Origin of the sequence: Bacillus sp. B1-b2, assembly GCF_009183415.1 — a bacterium.
Lineage (GTDB): Bacteria > Bacillota > Bacilli > Bacillales > Cytobacillaceae > Niallia.
The window spans coordinates 51,141-74,744 of record NZ_WEHU01000012.1 but is presented as its reverse complement, the minus strand read 5'-3'; the positions used below and the strand labels follow the sequence as shown (position 1 = coordinate 74,744).

At 34.1% G+C, this 23,604-nt stretch carries 20 protein-coding genes; 2 read left to right on the top strand and 18 right to left on the bottom strand.

The genetic code is table 11. From position 1 onward, the window contains the following. Window positions 1–129 precede the first annotated feature (129 nt). The 10 genes from F9279_RS13345 to F9279_RS13300 form a co-directional block, all read right to left on the bottom strand. Window positions 130–1,314 carry an ROK family transcriptional regulator gene (locus tag F9279_RS13345; RefSeq protein ID WP_152113796.1) on the bottom strand — a complete coding sequence of 395 codons (1,185 nt, stop codon included), beginning with the start codon at window positions 1,312–1,314 and terminating at the stop codon, window positions 130–132. Window positions 1,315–1,481: 167 nt separating this feature from the next. Beyond that, window positions 1,482–3,350, bottom strand: a complete 1,869-nt coding sequence (locus F9279_RS13340) for a beta-glucoside-specific PTS transporter subunit IIABC (RefSeq protein WP_152113794.1) — start codon at window positions 3,348–3,350, stop codon at window positions 1,482–1,484. A gap of 317 nt (window positions 3,351–3,667) precedes the next feature. Beyond that, window positions 3,668–5,527 (bottom strand): beta-glucoside-specific PTS transporter subunit IIABC, encoded by a 1,860-nt coding sequence (locus F9279_RS13335; RefSeq protein WP_152113792.1) that lies wholly within the window; start codon window positions 5,525–5,527, stop codon window positions 3,668–3,670. Between the two features lie 93 nt (window positions 5,528–5,620). After that, complete coding sequence (gene licT / locus F9279_RS13330; protein ID WP_152113790.1) at window positions 5,621–6,481, bottom strand: BglG family transcription antiterminator LicT; 861 nt, start codon at window positions 6,479–6,481, stop codon at window positions 5,621–5,623. 296 nt (window positions 6,482–6,777) lie between these two features. Further along, complete coding sequence (locus F9279_RS13325) at window positions 6,778–7,638, bottom strand: HAD family hydrolase (protein ID WP_152113788.1); 861 nt, start codon at window positions 7,636–7,638, stop codon at window positions 6,778–6,780. Window positions 7,639–7,784: 146 nt separating this feature from the next. Further along, on the bottom strand, window positions 7,785–8,555 hold the full coding sequence (locus F9279_RS13320; RefSeq protein ID WP_152113786.1) for an SDR family NAD(P)-dependent oxidoreductase: 771 nt from the start codon (window positions 8,553–8,555) through the stop codon (window positions 7,785–7,787). 119 nt (window positions 8,556–8,674) lie between these two features. Then, window positions 8,675–9,547 (bottom strand): ATP-binding protein, encoded by an 873-nt coding sequence (locus F9279_RS13315; protein ID WP_152113784.1) that lies wholly within the window; start codon window positions 9,545–9,547, stop codon window positions 8,675–8,677. After that, window positions 9,544–9,921, bottom strand: a complete 378-nt coding sequence (locus F9279_RS26260; protein WP_152113782.1) for a LytS/YhcK type 5TM receptor domain-containing protein — start codon at window positions 9,919–9,921, stop codon at window positions 9,544–9,546. Before F9279_RS26260 ends, F9279_RS13315 begins: the two co-directional genes overlap by 4 nt. A 213-nt stretch (window positions 9,922–10,134) precedes the next feature. Continuing rightward, window positions 10,135–11,076 carry an L-lactate dehydrogenase gene (locus tag F9279_RS13305; RefSeq protein ID WP_152113780.1) on the bottom strand — a complete coding sequence of 314 codons (942 nt, stop codon included), beginning with the start codon at window positions 11,074–11,076 and terminating at the stop codon, window positions 10,135–10,137. Window positions 11,077–11,155: 79 nt separating this feature from the next. Beyond that, window positions 11,156–12,772: a lactate permease LctP family transporter gene (locus F9279_RS13300; protein ID WP_152113778.1), complete on the bottom strand. Its 1,617-nt coding sequence runs from the start codon at window positions 12,770–12,772 to the stop codon at window positions 11,156–11,158. 290 nt (window positions 12,773–13,062) lie between these two features. Here F9279_RS13300 and F9279_RS13295 point away from each other — a divergent pair, with 290 nt between their 5' ends. Both F9279_RS13295 and F9279_RS13290 read left to right on the top strand, forming a co-directional pair. After that, window positions 13,063–13,812, top strand: a complete 750-nt coding sequence (locus tag F9279_RS13295) for an SDR family NAD(P)-dependent oxidoreductase (RefSeq protein WP_152113776.1) — start codon at window positions 13,063–13,065, stop codon at window positions 13,810–13,812. A gap of 332 nt (window positions 13,813–14,144) precedes the next feature. Continuing rightward, window positions 14,145–14,888: an SDR family NAD(P)-dependent oxidoreductase gene (locus F9279_RS13290; RefSeq protein WP_152113774.1), complete on the top strand. Its 744-nt coding sequence runs from the start codon at window positions 14,145–14,147 to the stop codon at window positions 14,886–14,888. Window positions 14,889–14,982: 94 nt separating this feature from the next. Here F9279_RS13290 and F9279_RS13285 read toward each other — a convergent pair whose 3' ends face one another. The 8 genes from F9279_RS13285 to F9279_RS13250 form a co-directional block, all read right to left on the bottom strand. Further along, window positions 14,983–15,597, bottom strand: a complete 615-nt coding sequence (locus F9279_RS13285) for an AAA family ATPase (protein ID WP_152113772.1) — start codon at window positions 15,595–15,597, stop codon at window positions 14,983–14,985. 85 nt (window positions 15,598–15,682) lie between these two features. Further along, window positions 15,683–16,549, bottom strand: a complete 867-nt coding sequence (locus tag F9279_RS13280) for a class II fructose-bisphosphate aldolase (RefSeq protein ID WP_152113769.1) — start codon at window positions 16,547–16,549, stop codon at window positions 15,683–15,685. A 28-nt stretch (window positions 16,550–16,577) separates the two neighbouring features. Next, complete coding sequence (locus F9279_RS13275; RefSeq protein ID WP_152113767.1) at window positions 16,578–16,973, bottom strand: hypothetical protein; 396 nt, start codon at window positions 16,971–16,973, stop codon at window positions 16,578–16,580. 29 nt (window positions 16,974–17,002) lie between these two features. Further along, window positions 17,003–18,292 (bottom strand): PTS sugar transporter subunit IIC, encoded by a 1,290-nt coding sequence (locus tag F9279_RS13270; RefSeq protein WP_152113765.1) that lies wholly within the window; start codon window positions 18,290–18,292, stop codon window positions 17,003–17,005. Window positions 18,293–18,318: 26 nt separating this feature from the next. Next, window positions 18,319–18,627, bottom strand: coding sequence for a PTS sugar transporter subunit IIB (locus tag F9279_RS13265; RefSeq protein ID WP_152113763.1), 309 nt, complete (start codon window positions 18,625–18,627; stop codon window positions 18,319–18,321). Window positions 18,628–18,694: 67 nt separating this feature from the next. After that, window positions 18,695–20,794, bottom strand: a complete 2,100-nt coding sequence (locus F9279_RS13260) for a BglG family transcription antiterminator (protein WP_152113762.1) — start codon at window positions 20,792–20,794, stop codon at window positions 18,695–18,697. Between the two features lie 1,008 nt (window positions 20,795–21,802). Then, on the bottom strand, window positions 21,803–22,702 hold the full coding sequence (locus F9279_RS13255) for a ketose-bisphosphate aldolase (RefSeq protein WP_152113760.1): 900 nt from the start codon (window positions 22,700–22,702) through the stop codon (window positions 21,803–21,805). A 24-nt stretch (window positions 22,703–22,726) separates the two neighbouring features. After that, window positions 22,727–23,578 carry a class II fructose-bisphosphate aldolase gene (locus F9279_RS13250; RefSeq protein WP_152113757.1) on the bottom strand — a complete coding sequence of 284 codons (852 nt, stop codon included), beginning with the start codon at window positions 23,576–23,578 and terminating at the stop codon, window positions 22,727–22,729. Between the last annotated feature and the right edge of the window lie 26 nt (window positions 23,579–23,604).

Genomic DNA, 23,604 nt, shown 5'->3' with positions numbered 1-23,604 from the left:
CCCCTTCTACTCCTATATTATTAGTTCATCATATCATAACTTATACTCAAAACGGATAAAAGCATTGAACTTACATTAACTATCTTTTCTTGGAAAATAAAAAAAACATGATTTCTCATGTTTTTTATCTTATGTTTGTGAATTTAAATATGAATTAAAAATCTCAATAGCTCCACCTAATGCAACCGACTTCTCTCCTATAGTGCTTTTTTGAATGGTGATATTGGTATTTATATATAGGTTGTCTTTTATCGTTTTCACTACTTCTTGATAATAAGCAGGATACTGGTAAATCAGCTTACCATGAAGAAACACTTTTGTTGGATGTAAAATATTTATTATATTACTTAAACCAATACCATAATAGGAAGCAGAACGTAAAACAATCTCTTTTACATTAGTGTCATTTTTTTCTAATGATTCCATAATATACTCAAATGCATTAACCTGATTATCAGATACAGTCAACCCTATTTGCTCTTGTATTTCTTTTATTAATGCATCATAAGTAGTATATGTTGCTAAACATCCTCTTTTTCCGCAACTACACTCTTTTCCATTGATATCAATTACAATATGACCAGCTGCGCTAGAATCACCAGCTTGACTATTACCAGAGAGTCCTCTTTCTAAAAATCCCGTTCTAACCCCATACCCATTAATGCAATAAAGAATGGAATCCTCTACCAAGCTATTTAAGTAATATTCAGCATATGCAGCTGTATTTGCCCCATTGTTTAGAGTAATGGGCACAGAAAATTCTCGTTTCAACATTTGCACTATTGGTACATCAAGCCATGCTTTAGCTACAAAACTATCAGGGTTTAAAATAACTCCTTTTTCCCTATCAAGTGGTCCCACAGAACCAATCCCAATTCCTAATAATGTATCTTCATTTATTTGATGCTTTTTTAATATTTCCTTTAAGGAATCAATTATGTCTGGAATCACCTTTTCAGGAGTATCCTCTCTATTTAGCTTAAAATGAATTCTCTCTAATTCTTCAAATAGCATATTTGTTAACATTGCAGTTACATGGGTTCTTGATATATCAACACCAATAATATAAGCAGCATCTGGTACGATTGCATAATAGGTAGGTGGCCGCCCACCAGATGGCTCTCCTTTTCCCACATTTAAGATATATCCTTTATTCTCTAACTCGTAGATCATGCGGGTTAAGGTTGTTTGAGGAAGATGAAAGGCTTGGAGCATTTCAATTTTGGAAGTTCTTTTATGAGTATGTATAAATTTATATAGCTGCTTTTTTATATTATTTTTTTCTGAGCTATCTAATAAGAATTGCTTTAACATCTTATCACTCTGTTCCCTGTTTTTATTAATAATATATCATAGATAAGAGAGAATTTGGAAGATAATCTAGTAATATCAAATATGAATAGTAGGGATTTATTATAATGTTACTTTTTAACGCAAAAAAACCTTTCACCTATTTGACTAGATGAAAGGTTTTTCACTCTTTAGTTAGTTGCTAGGTCTAATAATACTTCTCCCTTTTTCACTTTTCCAGACATTACTGCTGTAATATCTGCATATGAATTGGTGTTTGTAATAATAACAGGAGTAATTACATCATAACCTTGGCCTTTAATTGCTTCAATATCAAAAGAAGTAATTTTATCTCCAACGTTAACTCTTGCTCCTTCTTCTAGATGAGTTGTAAAGTATTGACCATTTAATTGTACTGTATCTAAACCTACATGAATTAGAATTTCAGCACCTGTATCACTTGTAATACCAATAGCATGCTTTGTTTTGAAAAGTGTTGTTATAGTACCTGATACTGGTGAAACTACTTCTCCCACCTCAGGATAGATTGCAATTCCTTTACCCATTAATTCTTGTGCAAAAGTTGGATCATTAACTTCACTTAATGGTTTTACTTCTCCAGTGATTGGGCTATGAACTTGTGTAGAAGTGAAAGCAGTCGCTACTACTTCTTCTTTAACAGTAGTTGGAGCTTCTTCTTTTGTCCCTTCTTCTACAACGTCTTCAAATCCAATTAGATAAGAAATAATAGTTGCTGCTATGAAAGCAATTACTAAACCGATCATTGCATGAACAAATGTTGGTCCGATGAAAGCTGGGATACCTGGTAAACCTGCAGCACCTGCTAGAATATATGCTGCTACTTTTGTTATACCCATATATGCACCACCGACTGCTGCACCTAATAATGCTCCAATAAATGGTTTTTTCAGACGTACGTTAACTCCATACATTGCTGGTTCTGTAATACCCATTAATGCTGTAACACTCACAGAATAAGAAAGAGATTTAAATTTTGGACTTTTTGTTTTTAATGCTACTGCAAATGATGCCCCTGCTTGCCCCATGTTCGCTAAGAACATTGCTGGAATCATATAATCAAAGCCATTAACTGTAATATTGTTAATCATGATTGGAACTAACGCATAGTGCATACCTGTCATAATAATAACAGAGAATGTACCTGCTAAAAGAATCATCGCAACTAAACCTGCATTTTCAAATAAGAAGTTAATTCCAGTTGATAAATACTCACCAAGGATTGCTCCAAGCGGTCCTACCGTAATTAATGTTACTGGTACTACTACTAGTAATGTTACTGTTGGAACAACAATTAATTTTAGTGATGCATGTGTTACACGATCAATCCATTTTTCTACATAGGAAGCAATCCAGATTGCTAATAGAATTGGAATAACAGTTGAAGAATAAGTTGCAATCGTAACTGGTAGTCCGATAAATGAAATTGGGTCACCTGCTGCAAACAATGCCGATAAATTCGGGTGAAGTATAGCCGCACCTATTGCTGCCCCAATATACATGTTGCTTCCAAATTTTCTTGCTGCACTAACTGCTAGGATAATTGGCATGAAATAAAATGCCCCGTCTCCAATAACATTTAATATAGTATGTGTTTGACTTCCTTCTGCTACCCAGCCAAGTAATACAAAGATGGCTAGAATCCCTTTGATCATCCCCGCACCAGCGATAGCTGGTAAAATCGGAGTGAATACACCAGAGATAACATCAAAAATGGCACTTATTACATTTTGTTTTCCTCCACTTTGTGTACCACCACTTGATGCTCCATCACTAAGTTTGCTATTTTCTAAAATAGCTTTATAAACTTTAGGTACTTCATTTCCGATAATAATCTGAAACTGGGCACCGCTAATATTCGTTCCCATTACTCCGTCAAGAGACTCTAATTGTGAGCGCTTAACTTTGTTGTTATCTTTTAAATTAAAACGTAGTCTAGTCATACAATGGATAACGTTGTTAACGTTTTCTTCTCCACCTACAAGTTGCAAAATATCTTTGGATAATTTATTATGATCCATAAGGATACCTCCAGAATTTTTTAGGTATTTAATTATTTTCAAAAAGGATTGGGGTGGCCGCCCCGATTCTTTTTCGTTTAGAATTGTTTCATTTCCTAAAACAAGTCTTATTCAATAAAAAAAACCTAAACTACCTCTATACATAGAATATTAGTTTACATACAATAAAATATGCATTCTAATAATTTCTATTTAGTAAAGGTAGCTTAGGTTTTGCCTGCTTATCAGTAACAATCCTAAACCGAATAATTAATTTATGTTCTTAATTTACCACCGTACTAAAAATATGTCAACGTTTTCTTTTCTATTTAAAAAAATTATTTTATGACAGTTACAATTCGTTCTCCTACTGCCACATTCTCAACTTCTACAGTCAAAACATCTAGATAGCCTAAATAGTTTGTTACGATAACAGGTGTGATAATATTAAATCCAGAAGCCGTAATCTCTTGAATATCAAATCTACCTATTAACTCCCCTTGCCCAATCTGCTGCCCTTCTTCTACAAGAGTCTCAAAATATTTTCCGTCTAATTGCACCGTATCAATTCCTATATGAATTAATATTTCTACTCCATCATCAGATCTCAGTCCGATAGCATGTCCTGTTGGGAAGACAGTCGAAACAACTCCACTAATGGGTGCATACAATAACCCTTCAACAGGGATTATGGCAACGCCTTTCCCAATGGCCTCTGAAGCAAAAACTGGATCAGGAACTTCTGATAAAGGAAATAATGCACCTTGAAAAGGACTTTGAAGAATTATTCCGTTAACACCTTTATTATCATATTCCAGAGTGGTCAAATTAGGCTTCATATTATCATCGGTTTTATCCTCTTTAGCCTCAAATCCAATAATATAAGTCAAAAATGCAGCTACACCAAAGGCAATAGCAATACTTATAAGGAATATTCCAAATCCTTCTCCAAAAAATACGGGCAAAGATGCCAGTCCAGGAAAAGACATTCCAGCCGATTTAGCTCCAGAATATCCAGCAAGTGCACCTCCTATTCCACCTGAAACACAACCAATAATAAATGGTTTTTTATAACGGAGGTTTATACCGTATATAGCTGGCTCTGTCACACCAAAGATTCCAGCTAAGCTTGCAGAAGCAGCTATTGATCTTACTTCTTTCTTCTTCGCTTTTAACCAAACACCTAAAGCTGCTCCTGCTTGTGCGAATATAGCTGGGGTAATGATAACTGCCAATGTATCATAGCCAAAACTACTTAAATTATTGGTGACAATAGGTGCAATTCCCCAATGCAATCCAAATATAACTAAAATTTGCCATAAGGCTCCCATAAATGCTCCTGCAAGGACCTCACTACCATCATAAATCCATTCATACATATAGGCTAACCAGTCACTAACATAATTTCCAACTGGCCCAAACACTAACAGAGTAAATGGAACCATTATAGTAATTAAAACCATTGGAGTAAAAAAAGGGCGTATAGCAGCATGTGACCACTTGTTTAATAGTGGCTGAATTTTTGACATACTATATACAGCCAACACAATTGGAATAACAGAAGAAGAATAGTTAGTTAATAAAATCGGTATACCGAAGAAATCCAATTTTATTTCGCTCTCATAAGCAACTATAAGATCAGGATAGATAAGTGATCCTGCTATTACTACTGCTACAAAAGGATCTGCTTTAAATTTTTTGGCAGATGTAAATGCTAGTATAAGGGGTAAGAAATAAAATAAACTATCAGATGCAGCATAAAGTACCAAATATGCTCCATCCTCTTCAGAAAGCAATCCTATTGCTAATGCAATGGTTAATAATCCCTTTAAAATACCTGCTCCTGCTAAAGCACCAACCATTGGTGAAAATACACTTGAAATAATGTCAATAAATTTACTCAAAGGACCTTCTTTGTGAATAGAAAGGTTGTTTTTTTTCAATACATGATCCAAATCAGCAGTCTCCATTAATTCTTTATATATTTCGTAAACATCACTACCAATCACTAATTGAAATTGCCCACCTACCTCCATTACTTGTATAATTTCTGGTAGGCTTTCTAAAGCCTGTTTATTTGCCTGCTTTTTGTCTATTAACTTAAATCTGAGCCTAGTAGTACAATGTACGACAGAGTAAACGTTTTCTTCTCCACCGATTAAATCTAGTATCTTATTAGCTAATTGCTTATAATCCACTATAAATCCTCCTTGCTTAAATAAAAACCTAAATATTTGACTTAACTCAAGCATCCATTCACTTGCTAAGTCAGATATTTAGGCTTTCTCTCTCTATTTCTTTTGTTCATTCCACTCATGACGGTTCGTAACCCGTTGAATATGGATAATAAGATAAATTTTATCATCATTCGTAATTTCCCAATTATACGTTTTCCTCACAAAATTCGCGATTTTCTCTGTACATTGATAGGCATTGTCATACTTATTTTTTACTTGCTCGAACAGAAATACATCTGCTTCTTCCTCTGTTTTTTCTTTTCTCAGATAGCGTAGAGCAAAGAAACGTAGATGTGTTAGAAAGCGCTCATAATTAATAGATGTTTCATCTAAAGTCATATTGAAATGATATTTCACAATACTTAGGATACTATTTACCATCTTGGTAACATGTACAGCCGCTTCTACATTTTCTCCAGTCAACTGACTATTAACTAAATGAAGAGCAATGGAAGCTGCTTCATCCTCACCCAGTTTCACATTTGTCTCACTTTCAATAATTTCTAATGCTTTTAATGCTACTTTGAATTCTTGCTTATAGTATTTTCTTATTTCCCAAAGTAAGGCATTCTTTAATTCAATTCCTTGCTTATGGCGACTAATGGCAAAGCTTAAATGATCCGTTAGTGCCACATATAAATAATCATCTAATTTATAGGATAATTGCGATTTAGCGTACGTTAAAATTTTGTATGCAATATCAAGATATAGCTCAGAGGCATCTGCTAACAAATCTGCTAACTTATCAGAAACACCCTGCTTTTCTAGAACAAAGGTCTTCTCTACTTTTGATAAATCAACCATGTCCCCTACTTTTTTTTGAAAAGCTAGTCCTCTTCCCATTACTACAATCTCTTGATTATTAGCATCCTCTGATAGAATAACATTATTATTAAGCACTTTTTTTATTTCCATCTACACTCGCCCTTATATTTTGAATAATTTAGTCCATTCTATGGTCCTTCTTGGAGCAACCCTTATGTTTCCCTATCAGGGGGTAGATTCTCCACTATTAAAAAACAGTAACTTTACTACAAAAAAAACCTAATAAAATAATAGAATACCCTTTCAAGTATCCAATTATTCTTTAGGTAACCGTACTAATTTTGTTACAAACAACTGTAAACGTTTAATCTTTTTATAACATTTAGAAAAATGACTGTCAACTAGGTTTTTGTAAAGTGCAGTGGAATATAAAGAATAATTGAGGACTAAACATGTGATTTGAAACGATTTGTTAGGAAGTGGCATACTCCGTCTTCATCACAAGTTAATTCCGTCACTTCTAATGCTAGTTCTTTAATATGATCTGCTGCATTTTGCATCGCAACTGGCATGGAGACATATTGAAGCATTTGAATATCATTGTTACTATCTCCGATTCCCATTGTGTCTTCTACAGAAATGTGAAATCTTTCTAACATTTCCTTTATTCCTGTCGCTTTATGTACATTTGCTACCATTACTTCCACATTATGTTCAGAAGAGGAAGACGAACTAAAGTTTATTTCCTGTTTCATCTGTTCTAATTCTTCAATCCACTCTTGAATATGTTCTTTAGATCTAGAAAAGAAATAAAACTTCGAAAATTTGGTTCCTGAGATAGATTCCTTCCAAGAAATCTTATGTTCAATGGCTTCTTTTCGAGACAACCACTCATTAATCCCAACGCTTTCAGGCTTTGGATCTCTAATTTCATCCATCATATAGGTTTTATCCTGAATCAATGTCATTCTTTGCTCATCATATGGAAAAAGCTCATAATATACTTTATTTGCACGTGCTCTTTCCACTATTTTTTCAACTAATTCTAAAGAAAGGGTATGCTGAAATAATATTTCTTCCCCCACATATCCAGCCATTCCATTCGATGTTACATATCCATCCACTTGGAAACCTTCTGGAACAACGGAATGTATCTCATCATAGGAACGACCAGTGGCGATAAACACAAAAATTCCTTCCTTACGTAAATCATCAATTAGTTCTTTTGTCTTCAGACTAACTTTATTCTGATGATTTAAAATGGTTCCATCCATATCTAAAAAAATTGCTTTTGGTTTTTTTAACAAGTTATTTCCCTCCATTCCATCCTCTTTCAGTATACACTTTATTTTATATTGCCCCTACAAAAGATACGGAAATATACATTAAATTTACGTTTAATGAAAAAAAGTAATTGAGTTTTCACCCAATTACTTTTTAGCTCTTATTATATTTAAGCAGAAGTAGCCCCTTGACCACCATCTATACGGTAGTAAGATCCTGAGATAAAGGAAGCTTCTTCTGATGCTAAAAATGCCATTAAATTAGCAATTTCTTCAGCAGTTGCGTAGCGTTTTAGTGGAACAGATGCTTCAAATTGTTCCTTAGCGTTACCTTCATTCCCTGGCATTGCATTCGTTTCAATAGATCGCATCATTTGTGTATCTACTCCAGATGGCGCAACAGCATTGACTCTTACATTGTATGGAGCACCTTCTAAAGCAGCTGTTTTTGTTAAACCTATCACTCCATGTTTAGAAGCAACATATAATCCCATGCCAGGAGCTCCCAGTAATCCCCCATTAGAAGCTGTATTTACAATTGCACCACTTTTTTGTTCATTCATTACTTTTAATACATATTTAAGGCCATAAAATACACCTTTAAGGTTTACGTTAATTACTGCATCAAAATTTTCAGATGTTTGATCAACAAGATTAGCAAATGCTCCATTAATTCCTGCATTATTTATAAATACATCAATGCTACCGAAATGATCTTTCGTTGCTTGCACAAAGCTTTTAACATCTTCTTCTACTGCAACATTTCCTTCTAATAATAAAATATCATCACTATTTATTTCTTTAGCAATGTTTGTAAGATTCTCTTTCTTTAAATCCACTAATGCTAGCTTTGCTCCCTCATTAGCAAACTTCTTAGCAGCCGCAATTCCGATTCCACCAGCTGCACCTGTTATTAATACTACTTTACCAGAAAAACTCATAATAAATTCCTCCATTAATAATGTTAGTTAATCTTTAACTGCCCTTCTATCTCAGTATAAGACTTTTAGATTTACGAATCATTTATTTTGCTCATCATTTTTAAAAACTCTAAATGCGTTCACTCTGGCTGGCAATAGTTTAGGATTAATAGAAAAGTAGTTCCAATTCCCACATGGCTTTCTACTTTTATTTCACCTTTCATTTCACGAATAATTCGATAGGTTAAGGTCAACCCAACACCCGTTCCTTTATCTTTAGTGGAATAATAAGGAGTCCCTAATTGCTTCACCTGTTTTTCTGTCATCCCTATTCCATTATCACAGATTTTTATATACACCTTATCTGATTTCTTATAGGCTGCTATTAGTAACATACCCGATTCTTGCATGGCTTCTACGCTATTTTTCATTATGTTGATTAATGCTTGTCTAAATTCATTTTTTCTTCCTAATGAGACAAGACCTTCTTCAATAGTTGCCTCAATTTGTATATTATGTGTATATGTATAAGATTCCATAATATCTTTTATCTTTTTTAATTCTGACGTTATATTTAAATATTCGTGTTCCTCTTTAGTTAATGGTTTTGCCAAGGATAAGTAATCATTAATAATATCTTCTGTACGACTTAGCTCCCCTAACGATATTTCCATAAATTTCAATTGCCTTTCTGAAAGGTTCGTGTCCGTTCTCATTAATTGCAAGAAGCCTTTAACAGATGTCATCGGGTTTCTGACCTCATGGGCTACAGAAGCAGCAAGTTGACTTACTGTATTTAATCTTTCTGCTGCTTGTAATTGCATTTGATTGTCTAGTTGCCAATCATAATAATTTATAATATATACAACAATGGCTATTGTAGCTGTTGATAAAGTTACATAAAAAAACAATAAATAAACCTGTTCTATCCTTTCAGAATATAAAAGATATACTACTCTAGTGATTGTAATAAACCAATAAACGCAGGCTAGTAGAAAGAGTTTTCCTTTCAAAGAAAGCGCATCCAACTTTTAGTTAGATATATCATTATGGTGGAAGCAATGGAGTAATTTAACATTGTAATAAGAAAATGCATAGAGTAAGAAAAGTGGAAACACAGTAAGATCATAATTAACGCGATACCAACTCTCGTTCCTCCGTAAAAAAAGCCAATTATTATTGGAATTACTTTAAAATCAAATTGATAGCTATCTGTTATGCGGATGGGATTTAGCATGGTTAGTATGAGCATAATACTCAAAGCCACAAAGAATTTAGAGCAAATTTGGCTCCTAAAATTCTGATTCTCCCTAACAAACAAAAGATAACAAACCAAAGGCAGTACCGTAACTAATAAATGATAAGAAACATGTTCAATGGTCAGCACTTAAGACCAGCCTTTCTGGATATGCATGTAAAATTTCATGCTACTATTCAATTTTGTATGTATCTAAAAATCATCTAGGATAAGTTTCCAAATAATTGAACTGATGACTTAATGTAAATTTCGCTTTCAAACTTGTTAATTCCTGTATAAAATGAAAAAAAACGTTAGTTCCTTCAAAGAGGACTAACGTTTTCTCTTTCTACATTTATATCCTTATGCTCCCATTGTCTCTTTCAAAACTTTTACAGAATGAGCAAATTGTTGTTGCTCTTTTTCTGTAAGTGGAACTTCCATTACTTCACGAATACCATCTCTATTGACAACTGCTGGGGCACCTATGAAAACATCACTTTGTCCATATTCTCCATCTAAGTACACAGAGACTGGAAGAATAGCATTCTCATTCCCTAGTATAGCTTTTGTAATTCTTACTAGAGACATTCCAATTCCATAATAGGTAGCACCTTTACGATCAATAATATGATAAGCTGCGTCGCGTGTTTGAATAAAGATATCATCTAAATCTTTTTGGCTATATTTCTCATTTTTATTTAATAATGCTTCCATACTTTCTAAGCCAATTGTAGTACGGCTCCATACAGGTAATTCTGTGTCACCATGCTCTCCAATAATAGCTGTATGCACATTACGAGTATCTACATCGAAGTACTCACCAAGCATATAACGGAAACGCGCTGTATCTAATGTAGTACCTGAACCAATAACTCTTTCTTTTGGAAGTCCAGATTCTTTCCAAGTAACATATGTTAAGATATCAACTGGATTCGTTGCAATTAAGAAGATACCATTGAATCCACTATCCATTACACTTTTAACTATATCTTTAAAGATAGCTGTATTTTTCGCCACTAAATCTAAGCGAGTTTCACCTGGTTTTTGTGGGAGTCCTGCAGTAATAACAACTAAATCAGCTAGTCCACAATCTTCATAATTTCCACTCCATACTTTAACAGGAGATGGTGCGAAAGGTGCACCGTGATTTAAATCCATTGCTTCTCCTTCTGCTCTTCTTTCGTTCACATCTATTAAAACTAATTCTTCTGCTACCCCTTGATTAATGAAAGAATAAGCATAACTACATCCAACTGCTCCAGTTCCAATTAATACTACGCGATTAATATTTTGTTTTTTCATTTTAAATTTCTCCTCTGTTTGTTTTTTTATATTTTTTGCAGATTTAGTTATAAAATCATTTTAGATAGAGATTGTTATCTTAAAATAACATCCAGCTAATTATTCCAATTAGAACTAAGAGAATAAGACTGTATTTAATAGTGATGCTAAACAATTTACTTTCTTGCCCAGCTAATCCCACCGCAGCAGCTGCTACAGCAATCGATTGTGGAGAAATCATTTTAGCCATTGTTCCTCCCATTACATTCACAGCAACCATTGATTCTGGTACAATTCCAATTTGAGAAGCTGTAACGGATTGTAATGGAGCAAATAAAGAACCACTGTTTACTACAGATCCTGTTAGGAATACCCCTAACCATCCTAAGATTGGTGAGAATAATGGGAAGATAGAACCTGTTGACGCAAAAGCTAGTCCAAGTGTTGAAGACATGCCAGAATACGTACAAATATAAGCAAATGCTAGAACACTACAGATAGTTAATACTGGTGATAATAATTCTTTACCTGTTTCCTTAAATGTCTCACCTATTAAAGATTTACTAGATTTAAATAAGATACAAGCAAATATAATAGTAATTACAATTGCTGTTGTTGTAGATGAAAATAAATCTAGTTTAAACACAGCAGCATATGGTGTTGCCTCAGGTACAATTGGTGCTAGTTTTATGACATTGTTATTTAAAAACGGTATTGGTAATAAGAACACTAGTTTTTCTAAAGGACGGCCAACAATAAATAAGTTTTTCACAAAATTTAAGTTAAATAGTGTCACTATAATTGTTAAAAAAATGAATGGTAACCATGCATGTGCAATGGTGCCAAGAGAATATTTAATGCTTTTAGATTCTACTTTTTCTTTATTAATACGATAGATTTCTTTTGGTTGCCAAAATTGTAGAAATACTGCAAGAGCTATTAAACTAACAATAGCTGCAAAGATATCTGCTAAAGCTGCGCCTATGAAATAAAGTACAGCTGCTTGAGTGATTGCAAAGGATATACTACTTACTAGAATAGCTGGGAATGTTTGTTTAATTCCATTCATTCCATCAATGATAAAGATTAATAAGAATGCTACAACGATACTAAGAACTGGTATAACTAATGCTGTATATCTACCAACTAGAAGACCATCAAGTCCAGTTAGTAATGCAGGTACTGTAACTGGTATCCCCATTGCTCCGAATGATCCACCAGCAATATTTGCGATTAAACAAAGACTAGCTGCATATAAGGGTTTAAATCCTAAACCTACTAAGATCGCAGCTGTAATAGCAACTGGAGCTCCAAATCCTGCTGCTCCTTCTAGAAAAGCTCCAAAGGAGAAAGCAACTATTAAAACTTGTAAACGTTGATCTGATGTAATAAAAGAAATAGAATTTTCAATGATAGCAAATTTGCCTGTTTTAACGGTAATTTTATAAAGGAAGATAGCTGCAAATACGATGGATGCAACTGGCCAAATACCAGCAACCATTCCATAGAATGCTGACATTGCTACTAAAACTACTGGCATTTTGTAAAAAAGGATTGCAACAAGAGCAGCAACAATAATACTATATGCACCAGCAATATATCCTTTTAGTTTAAAGACAGTAAGCATTAGAATAAAAAAGATAATTGGTATTGCGGCAATTATTGCGGAAACCCAGATATTGTTCATTGGATCATAAACTTGATTCCATGGTGCCATGACAAATGTCACTCCTTAAAATTTGTAATATTATTGGTTACAGGTTAATTATATATTCTATCTTGTAAAATACATCACATAATTATGTCTATATTTTGAACACTATTATAAAACGTTTACAATAGACTATCTCCAGACAAAATTTAGACACAAATATAGAATTCACTTGTAGATTAACCTTTCTACTAAAAAATATTCTCAAGTTGTTTAACTTGATTAAAAATTCATTCTTTTCTACCATTAGAAATGTACATATATATAACTAGTGAAACAAAGGAGGAGAAAAAATCATGAGTAGTAAAGTAGCCATCATTACAGGCGGAGGAAATGGCCTTGGCAGAGCAGTTGCCATTAAGCTAGCTAAAGCAGGTGTTAATAGCACCATTGTCGATGTTTCGGAGCAAGCCGGTAAAGAAACAGTACGTCTAGTAGAAGAATTAGGAGCAAAAGCCATTTTTGTAAAAGCTGATGTTAGTAAGGCTGAGCAAGTGAAGAATTATGTAGATCAGACAGTAGAAGCATTTGGAACAATAGATATGTTCTATAATAATGCAGGGATATCTGGACCTGGAAAGCGATTTGCAGAAAACACAATAGAAGAAATTGATCAGGTTCTCTCTATTAATTTATCTGGTGCTTTATATGGACTTAAATATGTATTAGAAGTAATGTTAAAAAACGGTGGAGGTTCGATTGTAAATACTTCCTCTACTGCAGGTTTAGTAGGGCAAGAAACAGTTGGCTCTTATTCCGCTACAAAGCACGGAATTGTTGGTATAACCAAAACAATTGCAGCAGAATATGCTAGAGAAGGCATCCAAATTAATGCCATTGCACCAGGTACAACAGAAACTCCAATGGTAAAGGAATATCGTGAGAAAAATCCAGAAAACTTTAAACTTGTAGAGGCTGGTATTCCACAACGACGACTTGGTCAATCTGAAGAAGTCGCAGAATTAGTAGTTTTCTTATTAAACGGAGAAGCTAAGTATATTAATGGAGCAGTTGTTCCAATTGATGGTGGATTTACGGCTCAATAAAAAGCGAAAAAAAGAGGTACCGATAAAATATAGGGTACCTCTTTTTTTATGCTTTTTAGAATAGCTACTGTTTTCCTTTAAAACTATGACTTAATATTGCTTAAATTAACATACATTGGCTATAAGAGCTTAACACTTTCACCAAAACCCCTCCCGTAATCTATCTAAGTAGTAACTATCTTATTGCTATTGCTCATAAAAAATAGAATAGCCTAGTAAAAAAAATATTCTAATATCAAAACTCTTTAATTGACAAGTTTCGATAATAGAAATAAAATAGGATTGTTCACAAAATCGACATATAAAAAGAAACATAATGGGAGGAATTATTCATGGCAAACTTACAAGGTCAGGTTGCAATTGTAACAGGGGGAGCTTCTGGTATTGGCTTAGCAACAGCAAAAGCATTTCTAGATAAAGGGGCAAAGGTTGTTATTGCGGATTACAATGAAGCTGCAGGAAAAGTAGTAGAACAAGAGTTAAAGAAAAATTATAAAAACGTTTTATTTGTTACTACAAATGTAGCAGATGAGCAATCTGTTGAAAATCTAGTAAAAACAGCTGTTGATACTTTTGGTCAATTAGATGTTATCTTCAATAATGCAGGTATTGGGGTACAAACTCCTACTCACGAGTTAACTACAGAAGAATATAAACGTGTTATCGCAGTAAACCAAGACGGAGTATTCTACGGTGTGAAATATGCGCTTCGTGAAATGTTAAAAACAGGTGGCGGTGTAATCATTAACACTTCTTCTATTTTAGGATCTGTTGGGGAGCCAACCTCTATTCCTTACGCAGCAAGTAAAGGAGCTGTAAACCAAATCACTAAATCAGTAGCAATCGAATATGGCGATCGTAATATTCGTGTAAATGCTGTTGCTCCTGGATTTATTGAATCTGGTATGGTTAGTAAAGAAGCATTAGGTGATTTCTATGATGGCTTAGTAGCTAAGCATCCTATTGGTCGCTTAGGAAACCCAGAAGAAATTGCACATGCAGTAGTATTTTTAGCAGAAAATGATTTCGTAACAGGAACTACTTTGTTTGTTGATGGTGGATATACCGCTATCTAATATATGAAAGGAAAAAGTCAGTTGGTTGTCACCAATTGACTTTTTCTTCTATTATTATACTTTCTCCTGACGTTACCTTCTCATCAGTATAACTCTAACCTCTATCCCCTATAGACATACTAACTTCATTCAATAATGAAGCATAATCCACTGTTGCATAGTCTGTCACATCTACTTCAAACAGTACTCCTAACTCAAAAGTATCATACCCTCTAGTTGTGCACCTTCTCATAAATTCTTCGTAAGTTAATAGATTATCGGCGTCTTTACGATGCTCGAGGTTATCACCTTTTTTATACGATTTCACTATGTGACTTAAATGTCTACTTGTATCTAAATCACGATTCTTTTGCCTTTCAAAAAGTACATCTAAATCTGCTATCAACCGAATAGTAATAACTTGATAATGATACATTTCACTCATTCTTGAGATACTAGGTTTTTGCTTGTCACTGAAAGGATAATCCAAAATGACATTATTCCCCATTACCATTTGAGATTCCAAAACATCATAAAATTTTTCCCAAGCTAGATTGATTAGTTCTTCCTTTTCGTCTAAATTACGAAAGCCATAATAATCAAAGAAATCTTCTTTTATTTCATCTGGAGAAATAACTGTTAGAATTCCGAGTTTTTTCTTAATAATAGAACCAAGAAAACTTTTTCCTGTACCTGGAAAACCCGCTAATAGAATTAAGACTCTATCCAAAATATCACCCCATTACCAAAGAAAGAGAGTCCATCCTCATCCCATGCACTCTCTTTCTATTTTTACTTAAAATGGTGAAATGCTTTTATACTAAACTATTAATCTTGCCTTCTTTATTCATAAAGATATCGATTTTATGCTTCACTATTTCCTTTACTGCTTCATTACAAGGGATAATATTATGTCTTAAGGATTTATTTTCTTTCGTTTCTTCAAATTTCTGTTTAGCTGTTTTCGTCCACGTTACTAGTAACTCTGTTCCCACGTTGAATTTTCGAATACCATTATCAATTAATTCTCCGATATCCCTCTCATTAACCCCAGTACCACCATGAATAACTAATGGTACATCTACGATTGCATCAATTTCTTTTAATAGAGGGATATTTACTTCTGTTTTGGACTTATATTGTCCATGATTTGTACCAATGGCAATGGCAAGTGCATCTACACCAGTAGCTTGCACAAAGGCAAGTGCATCTTTCGGATCTGTATAAACTTTGTCACTTTCTTCTACATGAATTCCTTCCTCTGTTCCACCAATTGTACCGAGTTCTCCTTCTACAGAGACACCATGCCTATGTGCATATTCTACAACTGCTCTTGTTTTCATGATATTTTCTTTAAAAGGTAAGTGAGAGCCATCAAACATAACGGAAGTATATCCCTTATCGATTGCCTCTTTAATATCATTAAAGTCTCTAGCATGATCTAGATGGAGCACTACATCCACCATCTCTTTTTCTGCCATTGATTTACAAACTGCCACAAGATTTTCATGGCCAATATACTTCGCTGTATCAATACTTGTTTGAATTATAATCGGTGCTCCCTTTTCTTTTGCTGCTCGAATCATATCTGGAAGCATCTCCAAATTATGCGCATTAAAGGCACCTACTGTATAATTTAATGCTTCTGCTTTAGTTGTTACTTCTTTTAATGTAGTATACATACTCACTTTTCCTCCTTTATATTTGTTCCTATCTCGCACCACGAGTGACATCTTTTGAAATTTGCATTAATTCATCCATTTTCTTTAAGTAAACTTGTAAAGTATCCTGATCATTAGCTTTAAGAGCCTCTGTTCGTTTCTTGTTATACAGCTTTAATAACGTTTTATAGCTAGCACCAATTGATTTTTTTACTTCTAAGCTTTTTTCAAAAGCAAGAATGGCCTCATTCTCTTCTTCTAGTTCATCATAAGCTAAACCAATCTCTTCGAAAGCCTTTGCTTTCTCCACTTCTACTAAGGTAGTAGCCTCCGTGGTTTTAGTGGAAATAAACTGTAGCAATTCTTCTTTTCTCTCTTCTGTTAAAACTTGCTCTTGAATCTTTTCTGGAGCTTCTTTCTCTTTCTTTTTCTTAAACCAAAGCATCACAATCCTTCCTTTCTACTAAGATATAGTTAAAATGCTTTCATCAACGGACCAATAAGCCAAGCGTATAAAAGAGCTACTGTTACTGTATCTACATCTGTTGCTGTTGCATTAACAAAGCCCATGGAATTAAAGATTGTAACTAATAGTGCTGGTAATAATGTAATGAAGAATCCGTGAAAGATACCCCCTATAATGGCTCCTCGACGTCCACCTGTTAAGTTACCAAAGATCCCTGCTGTACCTCCTGCAAAAAATGCAGTTAAAATACCTGGTAGAATCATGGCTAATCCAAAGACTGGAAGTACAAACATAGCGATAATAGAACCAATAGTTGTTGTGATAAAACCTACGATTACTGCATTAGGGCTATATGGGAATAAAACGGGACAATCTAATGCTGGTTTTGCATCTGGAACTAATCGCATTGCAATACCTCTGAATGCTGGAACAATTTCTCCTAAAAGTAAGCGAACACCAGCTAACAACACATAAACACCTACAACGAATTGAATAGATTGCAAGAATGCATACATAATGTAGTTTGTTTCACCTGAAAAAGTAGAACCGAAATCTTCTCCTGCAAAAATTGCTGTAATGATAAAAAGTGGAACCATAACGGTCATTAAAGATAGATACGTATCTTGCAAGAATTCTAATTGAGCTGGTAGTTTTAAGTCTTCTACTGATTTTTTCTTTTCGCCTTTTTCTCCAAATACTTTTGCTACACCTGCTTCAAATACATAACCAATTGTGCAGAAATGCCCAAGAGCAATTTCATCCATTCCAGTAATTTTTCTAACAAATGGCTGTGCAATAGCCGGCATCGCTACAGCAAAGATACCTCCAATTAAACCACCTACTAAGATCAGTACAATACCTCTTAATCCTGCAAAATATCCGAATACAGTAGTCATCGTAGCCATCCAGAGAATTGCCTGACCTGTTAGGAAGATATATTTCCATCTCGTGAATCTTGCAATAAGGATATTAAAAACAAAGATAGCTAAGAAGGTTAACGCAATGTCACGCCCTAATCCTAATTCATTCATCGCCTGACCATTAATAGCTTCGATAGAAGGAATGATTCCCTGCATATTGAATCCTTCACTAAATATTTCGCCAAAGTAAACTAAGCTACCAACGATAATGCTTGAACCTGCAGACAAAACCATAAACCCAAGTAAAGTCTTTAATGACCCTGAAATAACATGACCTACTGACTTTCTTTGAAGAATTAGTCCTAGCATAGCAATCAAGGCAACTGTTATAGATGCTTGTGTTAAGATATTTTGAATGATAAAGTTTACAACACTCATCGAAATCCCTCACCTTATCTTTATAATTAAGCAATTAACCCTTTTTCCTGTAAAAATGGAGTGATTTTTTCTTCTATTTCCTGTTTAGATACAATGTTTTTCAAATAAATAATTCTTGTATGTTTTGGATCAATGGAGAATTTCTGAAATTGTGTTTCAAAATTTTGTGCTGTGATAATAACATCTGGTTTCGCTGCAGCTGCTGATGATATATCACTATGATCAAGCTTTGCATCCACTCCTAATTTATTTAGAACATCCTCTGCCGCCATTTGACAAGCAAAGCTGCTCCCTAATCCTGCACCACAAACAAACAATATATTAAGCTTTTTCATTTATTGCACTCCCCTTTAATTAGTATTTAATTTTTATACCATCTATCAATTTATTAAAAGTTTAATTTCATTCGATATTCAATAGTTCTTTTTTAAACGCTTTCAAATCTTCTAGTCTCAATAATTTATTCACTTTATCTCCATCATTGATTAACTCTACTAAGCTTCTCATAATATTTAAGTGTGAGTAAGAATCTACTGCTGCTAAGCAAAATACGATTTTAACAGGATCATTTTCTTCATTACCAAAATGTACAGGCTCTTTTAAGGTCATTACACTGACTCCTAACTTATGAACCCCATCTTCTGGTCTTGCATGTGCTAAAGCTAAGTTCTTTCCTATTACGATATATGGTCCATATTCTTCTACAGACTTAATCATTGCCTGAACATAATTCTCCCCTATGGAACCTTCAGAGACTAACGGTGACGCGACTCTTCGAATCACCTCCTTCCAATCTTTACAGTGTTGATGAAGTAAGATATTTGTATCCTTTAGGACATCCTGTAACATTGGCTGTATCTCCCTTGTATTAATTTTCAAGCGGTGTTCTTTAAATGTATTTACTAAACTTAAGTAGCTTTCCTTTGTCACTTTGCCATTACTAGTTCCCATTAGGCTTAATATATCTTGCAATAGCTTCGTTGCATCTAATTCAGATGACACTATTCTGCGCTTAGTCTCATTTTCTTTTAGGAAAGCTTTATTTTCTTTTTTATCACTATCTCTAAGAATTGGATTTAGTAAAAGCATTGGTTTCCTTTGTTGTTCAATAGGAATGGTTGTGAATATTAAATCCACATCTAATTTTCCTATAAAATTTAATTCATATGAGCTTAAAACAGCCACTATTTCTATATTGAATTGCTCCTTTAGATTTGCAGCAAGCAACCTTCCAGTTGAAATACCGTGATTACATACAACCACTGCTTGGTAAACATATTGTTCATCTTGCTTCATTCGACTAGTAGAAGTTGAAAAGTAAATCGTTAAAAAGGCAACTTCATCATTAGAGAGTGTCTTTTTGGTATACTCCTCTATATGTCTACTAAAGCTAGCTACTGCCTGATATATAGCAGGATAGGAATCTCTTATTGTATTTTTCAGAGGATTAAATGCTTTTACCTGATGCTTTGCTCGACTTAATAAGCCAATAATGTGTCTATACAAGCCTTCATATAAATCCTCTTCCTCTAACGAAAAAGGAATTCCCGTTTTTTTCTCTACATGGGCTATTAGCTGAATGGTTAATAATTGTGCTGAAACCCAATCTAAGGAATTGTTCATATCCTTAGAATGAAATGCTTCTACAGTGAACGTGATGTATTTAATTTCATTTAAGGAGGGATATAGATCAATTGCCTTACAAACTTCATCTATATAATGTCGTACTTCTCCTTCATTCAGCTCTCTTCTTATCTTTGCCACTTCACTCACTGTGTTTCCATCTCTTACTCTTTTAACCCAAACAGCTAACAGTAGAGTAAGTTGATTTCGATAAACATCATTCATATCCGGTCTGAAATTTTTCAAATGCTCCTCATAAAGCTCATGAAGTCTCCTAATTGTTTCTTCTCCTAGATAGTTGACCACCATCCGTTCAGAGTAGGACAATTCACTAATTTGATCTTTTCCCGACATTAGATTCTCCATAACTGTCATAGAGTTGATCACATCAAATAACATAGAACGAATGGATCTTTCCTCTCCTTGAAAGACAATTCCTTGTTTGGTAAGGCTGACCACATTCACTGCGTATTTATCTAGATATTGGCGCAGTTTTCTCATATCATCGTCTAACGTACTTTTAGAAACTTGTAATACTTCTTCCATTTCGTATAACAATGTGACCTTGGAAGACTCTGCGATATTTAATATTAATGCTAGAAAACGTTCTTCAGGTAGGAAATAATCTCGCTCTTTCTCACCATTAAGCTGGGCTAATAAATGCTCTCCATCATGAATAGGTATCGGTAGTTTCATTCCAATTCCTCTCTTAGTAGAAACAAGAGGGTAGCTATTATTGGAAAGGTAATCATTTATCAAGCCTAATTCATTTCGTAAAGTACGCTCACTAATATGAAATTCTTCACTTAAATCTTGAAATGTTAAATAGGTATTTGCCGTTAGAAACCTTTTTAAAACTAGCTTTGTTCTTTCCTTCATGAAGAGTAACCCCTTTCATAATTTCATTATAGTTTCCTAATTGATAGAAGTTTAGTATATGTTTTTGCAAGTTTACTTTGCAAAAATGTAAACGCTTAAAATACTTATGTAGGTTTATCATATTTTCATTAACATATTAGTTTATTATGCCAGACTTTGTAATAATATTAATGGTATAAATCTAACTTCATTTTTAAATATTTGAAGAATCTTATTCTAATGTAGGAAATAAATTTTCTAGGGGCCACTGTGTGCCCTTGCCTACAACTAACCTGAAGGAATCATTCCAGAAGATTTTTGAAATAGTAAGAAAAACAAAACAAAAAACCCGAACTATTAGCCTTATTGCCTAATAGTTCGGGTGTATCATTGGCTGATATGCCCTCTCCAATCTAAATCATGATATTTTTATAGAATACTTGTAAAATAAGTACCACCTGTGGGGATGAGTGGTTTGCTCTGCGACTAAAAGTCTTTCTTTGTTACTTGATTAAATCCTAAAGAGCTACTGAAGGTACAGCTTCTACTAGTCAGATCCCAAATGCCAACTGTTTATGCGTTTTTCTAGCTTTCCTTCTTCCCCTGTAAATGAATCCATACATTCCATACAGCTATAATGTTTATCTTCTTCTATTACCGTATTCCAGCTTACATCTTGAGTCCAGTAGATTCCAAAAAGTTAAATAAGCGGAGGAATTCCGGCTATTTCGTTCCCTATGTGGAAAAGTAGTTCCATTAACCGGAGATATTCCGGCTATTTTCTAAAAACATAGGAAATCGGATGATTTTTTGTACTTAACCGGAATTTATTCCCTTATTTCCTACAAATTGAGCACTTTTTTGTATTTAACCGGAAATTCTCCGCCTATTTTTATAAATTGTGAATATAGCGAACAAAAAATTACTTTGCACCATAGGGAGGTTTTTTTACTACCTCGCTATAAGCCTTTTGAAACCCTAGGCATTAGCCTAGGGTTCTCTCTTTTTCTATAAATAATGCTTTCACGTTTACAATTTATCCTCTCTCCATGCTAATACATTCTCACTCTGATAGACAGCTGCTTTTCCAACTGATTGGAATAATTTCATTTTATATTTCACCACTTCTTTTGCTGCATCAATACAGGCAGGGTAGATAGCATTTGGATCCCATAATTCAGTTTCTGCTAAAATTTCTCGGCACTTTTTGTAAAATGCATGTTTATAATCGGATGAAATATTTACTTTTTGGATACCGATTTGTACTGCTTCTGCAATTTCCTCGTCTGGATTAGCAGATCCACCATGTAGGACTAATGGGATATCGACTCTAGACTTAATGTCTTTGAGAATATCCATTCTTAACTCTGGCTTCATATCTTTTGGATAAATGCCATGACAGGTTCCAATAGCAACAGCCAATGTATCAACACCTGTTTTTTCTACAAATTCACTTGCATCCTCTGGTCTTGTATAGATTACTTCTGATACCCCGCCTTCGACTGATGTTCCTGTATTTCCAATCGTTCCTAATTCTCCTTCAACAGAGACACCTAACGGATGACTTATTTCAACAATCTGTTTTGTTAGTTTAATATTTTCTTCTAATGAAAGGAGAGATCCATCAATCATTACAGAGCTAAACCCAACATGAATAGCACGCATAATATCTGCTAAACTTCCACCATGATCCAAATGTAATACAAATGGTACATGGCTATTTTTTATTCTTGTTAGTACATAGGAAAAGAAATCATCTTTCACAAATTCTAATTCTGTTGGATGAACAGCAATAATGGCAGGTGAGTTATTATTTTCTGCTTCTTCCACTACTACTCTTAGAAAATTACTATCTGCTACATTAAAGGCTCCCACAGCAAATTGATGCTCTTTCGCTACTTCTAATAATTGCTTCATATTTAATAACATAAAATCTCCTCTTTTCATCTATTATTATAAGGATTTACCTTCTGATCCAGCTAAACGAATATAATACTTTACTATTTCTTTACCAGCTTCCATACTTCGATGAATGATGTCAAAGTAGTCAAGTTGATTATTATTTAAGTTTTCTCTTACACTATTTGCTTGCGCTTTCATAAAATCAGAACCAACATTTATTTTATTAATACCTAGTTCAACGGATTTCTTAATATTTTCTTCCCCGGATCCTGATCCTCCATGTAAAACTATAGGCATACCTGTTTCCTTTTTTATTTTTTCTAAAATATCGAAACGAAAAGGTGGTACATACCCATCTGGATAATTACCGTGGCTAGATCCATAGGAGATTGCTAATGCATCAATACCTGACTCCTTTGCGTATCGAATAGCTAAGTCTGGATTTGTATACATCTCATCTTCTGTCATATGGTTAGAAGAAATAGAACCAATACTTCCTATTTCGCCTTCCACACTAGCATCAAAAACTTGTGCAAATTCAACCATCTTCTTGGTAATCGCGATATTTTCTTCTATTGGGTAAGCAGAAGCATCCATCATTACACTAGAAAATCCATCTCGTAAACAGCGCTTAACAAACCCAACATCTTTTCCATGGTCTAAATTCACGGCAACTTCTACACTTGCTGCATTTGCCATTCTAATAATAGGCTGTGTTAATAATTCACTTCCTAAATGCTGTATTAAATGATCCTGTAGTAAATCAATGATAATAGGTGACCTTAATTCCTGAGCTGCTGCAATAACCGCTTTAGCTGTTTCCAAGTTAAAGCAATTTATGGCCATAATGGCATATTTACCTTTATTAGCGCGCTCCAGCATTCCCTTCATAGAAACATACATTATTAGACCCTCCTTTTATTGCTGTA

What these genes read in the sequence shown, in the direction of transcription:
- F9279_RS13265 (WP_152113763.1), bottom strand. Translation starts at nt 18,627, where the DNA reads ATGAAAAAGCTTAATATATTGTTTGTTTGTGGTGCAGGATTAGGGAGC.
- F9279_RS13305 (WP_152113780.1), bottom strand. Translation starts at nt 11,076, where the DNA reads ATGAAAAAACAAAATATTAATCGCGTAGTATTAATTGGAACTGGAGCA.
- F9279_RS13290 (WP_152113774.1), top strand. Translation starts at nt 14,145, where the DNA reads ATGGCAAACTTACAAGGTCAGGTTGCAATTGTAACAGGGGGAGCTTCT.
- F9279_RS13340 (WP_152113794.1), bottom strand. Translation starts at nt 3,350, where the DNA reads ATGGATCATAATAAATTATCCAAAGATATTTTGCAACTTGTAGGTGGA.
- F9279_RS13260 (WP_152113762.1), bottom strand. Translation starts at nt 20,794, where the DNA reads ATGAAGGAAAGAACAAAGCTAGTTTTAAAAAGGTTTCTAACGGCAAAT.
- F9279_RS13300 (WP_152113778.1), bottom strand. Translation starts at nt 12,772, where the DNA reads ATGGCACCATGGAATCAAGTTTATGATCCAATGAACAATATCTGGGTT.
- F9279_RS13320 (WP_152113786.1), bottom strand. Translation starts at nt 8,555, where the DNA reads ATGAGTTTTTCTGGTAAAGTAGTATTAATAACAGGTGCAGCTGGTGGA.
- F9279_RS13295 (WP_152113776.1), top strand. Translation starts at nt 13,063, where the DNA reads ATGAGTAGTAAAGTAGCCATCATTACAGGCGGAGGAAATGGCCTTGGC.
- F9279_RS13270 (WP_152113765.1), bottom strand. Translation starts at nt 18,292, where the DNA reads ATGAGTGTTGTAAACTTTATCATTCAAAATATCTTAACACAAGCATCT.
- F9279_RS13280 (WP_152113769.1), bottom strand. Translation starts at nt 16,549, where the DNA reads ATGTATACTACATTAAAAGAAGTAACAACTAAAGCAGAAGCATTAAAT.
- F9279_RS13345 (WP_152113796.1), bottom strand. Translation starts at nt 1,314, where the DNA reads ATGTTAAAGCAATTCTTATTAGATAGCTCAGAAAAAAATAATATAAAA.
- F9279_RS13250 (WP_152113757.1), bottom strand. Translation starts at nt 23,578, where the DNA reads ATGTATGTTTCTATGAAGGGAATGCTGGAGCGCGCTAATAAAGGTAAA.
- licT (WP_152113790.1), bottom strand. Translation starts at nt 6,481, where the DNA reads ATGGAAATAAAAAAAGTGCTTAATAATAATGTTATTCTATCAGAGGAT.
- F9279_RS13255 (WP_152113760.1), bottom strand. Translation starts at nt 22,702, where the DNA reads ATGTTATTAAATATGAAGCAATTATTAGAAGTAGCGAAAGAGCATCAA.
- F9279_RS13275 (WP_152113767.1), bottom strand. Translation starts at nt 16,973, where the DNA reads ATGCTTTGGTTTAAGAAAAAGAAAGAGAAAGAAGCTCCAGAAAAGATT.